Below are 4,305 nucleotides of genomic sequence, written 5' to 3'. Positions count from 1 at the left end.
TGATCCAGCACCCGCTCCCCCCGCGCCCGCTCCTCAGCATCCCGCGCACGCTCCGCCTTGGTCCGCCCGAACGCCGCGCGGTTCGCGTCCGCCACCACCCCCGCCTCGCGCCGCGCCCGCGCTTTGCGCGCACGCCGCAAATTGATGATCTCGCCCATGAATCCCCTCGCACCCCGCTTGCCAGCATCCCGCCGGCGCTACAGACTGCCCCTCCTATGCGCCATCCCGTCCTGCTGTCCGCCCTTCTCCTGCTCCCCGCCGCCGCGTCGGCGCAGGCACTGCCGCCCGGCGCCTGGGCGATCACCTCGACCGCGGTCGAGCTCGTCATTCCGGGTGCGCCGGGGTTTATCCTGCGGATGATGCGCGGAAAATCGAAGACCGAGCGCAAATGCCTGCCGCCCGAACAGGCCTCGTCGGGCGTCGCCGCGCTGTTCGTCCCCAAGCCCGAGGCGCGCTGCACCGTCGAGCGCGCGCAGTTCTCGGGCGGGCGGATCGATCACGTCATGACCTGTCCGCAGAAAAAGGGGCCGCCGATGCGGATCGTCCGCGCGGGCAGCTATGGCGCGACCGGTTTCACCGCGCGGATGACGATGACCGGCGAGACCGACAAGGGCGCGATGCGCATCGTCGCGGATCAGGTCGCGGCGCGCACCGGTCCTGTCTGCAAACGCTGACGCCAGGATCTGGAATGGCACGATATTTCGTGCCCGCGAGCGGCATCGCCTCTGGCGGCCGGCTCCGGAAAGTTTCTGGTCGGGGCGACAGGATTCGAACCTGCGACCCCCACACCCCCAGTGTGATGCGCTACCAGGCTGCGCTACGCCCCGACCGAAGGGCGCGCATTATGCGGATGTTGCGCGCGATGCAAGCACGCGATTGCGGCAAAGCCCATATTCGTCCGTCTCATCGCGGCCCGGCCACGCTTCACCGGCGCACATTGGTTGCGCGGGGCGGCAACCGGTGATAGCGGCATCGCCCATGCGAGCGCGGGCGTATGGCGCCTGCCCACCAGCCAAAACGGGACTCCATGTTCATTTCCCCAGCATATGCGCAGGCCGCCGGCGAGACGGCGACATCGGGCGGCATCGCCTCGTTTCTGAGCCTCGCGCCGCTCTTCCTCGTCTTCATCGTCTTCTATTTCCTGATGATCCGTCCGCAGCAAAAGCGGATGAAGGCGCTCCAGGCGTCGGTCGCGGCGGTCAAGAAGAATGACAGCGTCGTCACCGCGGGCGGCATCATCGGCAAGGTGACCAAGGTCGAGGACGCGTTCGTCGAGGTCGAGATCGCACCCAACACGCGAGTCCGCGTCGTCAAGGCGACGCTCACCGACATCACCAGCCCGAACACGAAGCCGGCGAACGACTGATGTTGGATTTCCCCCGCTGGAAGGTCGCGTCGATCATCGGCCTGCTGGCCGTGCTCTGCGCGCTTGCGATCCCGAGCTTCTTCTCCGAATCGACGACCAGCAAGTGGGGGGCGATTCCGCATAAGCGGATCAACCTGGGTCTCGATCTGGCGGGCGGCAGCTATCTGCTGCTCGAGGCGGACACCGCCGATCTCGCCAATTCGCGGATCGAGGCGATGCGCGACAGCATCGCGGGCACGATGCGCAACGGCACGCCGCGCATCGCGATCGGCGATATTTCGGTGCGTGGCGGGCAGCTTAGCTTCCTGCTCCGCGATCCGAGCCAGGTCGATGCCGCGCGCGAGCGGCTGCTCTCGATCACCGGCGGCGGCGCCGGGATGAGCGGCCAGCGCGAATGGGACATCAACGTCGTCGACACCAGCCGGTTCGTGCTCAAGCCGACCGAGGCCGGGCTCCAGCAGGCGATCGACACCGCGATGAAGGACGCGACCGAAGTCGTCCGCCGCCGCATCGACGAACTCGGCACCAAGGAGCCGACGATCGTCCGCCAGGGCGCGACGCGTATCGTCGTCCAGGTGCCGGGCCTGCAGAATCCGCAGGCGCTCAAGAACCTGCTCGGCAAGACCGCAAAGCTCGAATTCAAGCTGGTCGACGAGACCGCGAACCCCGCCGATCTCGTCAAGGGCATCGCCCCCGTCGGCAGCCAGGTCATTCCTTACCCCGGCAATCCGCAGGGCATTCCGTTCATCGCGGTCAAGCGATCGGTGATCATCTCGGGCGATCAGCTCGCCGATGCCCGCCAGGAGTTCGAGCCGCAGACCAACGCGCCGCAGGTGGCGATCACCTTCGACGCGGTCGGTGGACGACGTTTCGCCAAGGTCACGCAGGAAAACACGAACAAGCCGTTCGCGATCATCCTCGACAATTCGGTGATCTCCGCGCCCAACATCAACGAGCCGATCCTCGGTGGTCGCGCCTCGATCTCGGGCAATTTCACCACCGAATCGGCGAACGCACTCGCGATCTCGCTGCGATCGGGCAAGCTGCCGATCAATCTGAAGATCATCGCCGAGAGCACCGTCAGCCCCGATCTCGGCAAGGATTCGATCCGCGCCGGCGTGCTGGCCAGCATCGTCGCGGCGCTCGCGGTGATCGTGTTCATGTTCGTGACCTATGGCCGGTTCGGCCTCTATGCGAACCTCGCGGTGGTCATCAACATCCTCGTGATCGTCGCCGTCATGGCGATGCTCAACGCGACGCTGACGCTGCCCGGCATCGCCGGCTTCGTGCTGACGATCGGTACTGCGGTCGACGCCAACGTGCTGATCAACGAGCGTATTCGCGAGGAACGCCGCCGCGGGCGCAACATCGTCCAGGCGGTCGAGCTCGGCTATAAGGAGGCGTCACGCACGATCTTCGAGGCCAACGTCACGCACGCGATCACCGGCGTGATCATGCTCCTGCTGGGCTCCGGCCCGGTTAAGGGCTTTGCGGTCGTGCTGCTGATCGGCATCTGCACCAGCGTGTTCACCGCGGTGACCTTCACGCGGATGCTCGTGGCGCTCTGGCTGCGCAAGAACCGCCCCACCACGATCAATATTTGAGGCGGGAGACATCATCATGCGCCTGCTGAAACTCGTACCCGACAACACCAACCTGAAGTTCGTCTCGCTCCGCAAATGGGCGTTCGGGCTGACCATCCTCCTGTCGCTCGCCGCCGTCGGGCTGGTCTTCGCCAAGGGTCTGAACATGGGCGTCGACTTTGTCGGCGGCGTCCTGATCGAGGAGCGGTTCGCGACTCCGCCGTCGATCGACGCGGTCCGTACCGAGGTCGATCGTCTCGGCGTCGGCGAAGCCTCGATCCAGTCCTTCGCCGATCCGACCGTGCTGTCGATCCGTCTGCCGATCCCCGAAAGCACCGACGAGGGTGCGACCAACGCACTCGTCAAGAAGGTCGCCGACGATCTGGCGGTCAAGTTCCCCGGCGCGACCTTCTCGAAATACGACACGATCTCGGGCAAGGTTTCGGACGAGCTGATCAGCAAGGGGCTGCTCGCGGTCGGGCTGGCCATCCTCGGCATCGGCCTGTTCGCGGTGGTCCGCTTCGAATGGCAGTTCGGCGTGTCGACCGTCGTCGCGATCGTCCACGACCTGTTGATGACGCTCGGTTTCTTCGCGCTGACGCAGTTCGAATTCGACCTCAACATCGTCGCCGCGGTGCTGACGATCGTGTCCTATTCGATCAACGACAAGATCGTCATCGACGACCGTATCCGCGAGAATATGCGCCGCTATCGCAAGATGGACATGCGCGAGATCATCGATCTGTCGGTGAACGAGACGCTGCCGCGTACCGTCATGACCTCGGTCACGATCCTGCTCGCGCTGACCGCGATGCTGGTGCTCGGCGGGCACGTGCTGCGCGGCTTCACCGCGGCGATGATCCTCGGCATCGTCGTCGGCACCTATTCGTCGATCTACGTGTCGTCGTCGCTGCTCATCACGCTCGGCCTGCGCGCCGAGCCCGAGGGCCGCAAGGGCGACCGCGACGACGCCGAGCGCGTGGGCCCGAAGGCCGGCCGCTGATGCGCGGCGGGCCCGGCACGTGAGGACAAGCGCGTGAGAATGGACAAGGAAAAGACCGACGGACCGATGATCTCGGCGATCGGTCATGGCGGGTTCCGGGTCGACGACGGCTATTATACCGCGCTGCTGATCACCCCGTCGCGCGCCGACGGCTGGACGCCGCCGCCGTTCGAGGCACTGGGCGCGGACGATGTCGCCAGCGTCCTCGCGCTGTCGCCCAAGCCCGAATTCCTGCTGCTCGGCACCGGATCGCAGCTGCGCCAGCCCGCCGCCGCCTTCCGCCGCGCGGTCGAGGCGCAGGGCGTCGGGATCGAGGCGATGGACAGCCGCGCCGCCGCGCGCGCCTGGGCCGT

At 66.4% G+C, this 4,305-nt stretch carries 6 protein-coding genes and 1 tRNA gene; 5 read left to right on the top strand and 2 right to left on the bottom strand.

Annotated elements, in window-relative coordinates; all coding sequences use genetic code 11:
• Positions 1-158, bottom strand: a 158-nt coding sequence (locus tag sphsw_RS18970; RefSeq protein WP_081874344.1) for a DUF4169 family protein, incomplete at its 3' end; no start/stop codon positions are given.
• 57 nt (positions 159-215) lie between these two features.
• Here sphsw_RS18970 and sphsw_RS14400 point away from each other — a divergent pair.
• Positions 216-674 (top strand): DUF3617 domain-containing protein, encoded by a 459-nt coding sequence (locus sphsw_RS14400; protein ID WP_081874343.1) that lies wholly within the window; start codon positions 216-218, stop codon positions 672-674.
• Positions 675-750: 76 nt separating this feature from the next.
• Here the strand turns inward: sphsw_RS14400 and sphsw_RS14395 are convergent.
• A tRNA-Pro gene (locus sphsw_RS14395) sits at positions 751-827 on the bottom strand.
• 200 nt (positions 828-1,027) lie between these two features.
• Here sphsw_RS14395 and yajC point away from each other — a divergent pair.
• The 4 genes from yajC to sphsw_RS14375 all read left to right on the top strand — a co-directional run.
• Positions 1,028-1,366 carry a preprotein translocase subunit YajC gene (gene yajC / locus sphsw_RS14390; RefSeq protein WP_031441219.1) on the top strand — a complete coding sequence of 113 codons (339 nt, stop codon included), beginning with the start codon at positions 1,028-1,030 and terminating at the stop codon, positions 1,364-1,366.
• Positions 1,366-2,970 (top strand): protein translocase subunit SecD, encoded by a 1,605-nt coding sequence (gene secD, locus sphsw_RS14385; protein WP_031441218.1) that lies wholly within the window; start codon positions 1,366-1,368, stop codon positions 2,968-2,970. The genes yajC and secD overlap by 1 nt, the downstream gene beginning before the upstream one ends.
• A 16-nt stretch (positions 2,971-2,986) precedes the next feature.
• Positions 2,987-3,952, top strand: coding sequence for a protein translocase subunit SecF (gene secF / locus sphsw_RS14380; RefSeq protein ID WP_031441217.1), 966 nt, complete (start codon positions 2,987-2,989; stop codon positions 3,950-3,952).
• Between the two features lie 39 nt (positions 3,953-3,991).
• Positions 3,992-4,305: Mth938-like domain-containing protein (locus tag sphsw_RS14375; protein WP_031441221.1), on the top strand; the 314-nt coding region annotated here is incomplete at its 3' end.

The organism is Sphingomonas sp. FUKUSWIS1 (assembly GCF_000733135.1).
Taxonomy (GTDB): Bacteria; Pseudomonadota; Alphaproteobacteria; order Sphingomonadales; family Sphingomonadaceae; genus Sphingomonas; species Sphingomonas aerolata.
The sequence above is the reverse complement of the archived record's forward strand: the minus strand, read 5'-3'. Positions and strand labels throughout refer to the sequence as shown.

Excerpts from the sequence above, each read along its gene's own strand:
- secF (WP_031441217.1), top strand. The coding sequence starts at position 2,987 with ATGCGCCTGCTGAAACTCGTACCCGACAACACCAACCTGAAGTTCGTC.
- yajC (WP_031441219.1), top strand. The coding sequence starts at position 1,028 with ATGTTCATTTCCCCAGCATATGCGCAGGCCGCCGGCGAGACGGCGACA.
- secD (WP_031441218.1), top strand. The coding sequence starts at position 1,366 with ATGTTGGATTTCCCCCGCTGGAAGGTCGCGTCGATCATCGGCCTGCTG.
- sphsw_RS14400 (WP_081874343.1), top strand. The coding sequence starts at position 216 with ATGCGCCATCCCGTCCTGCTGTCCGCCCTTCTCCTGCTCCCCGCCGCC.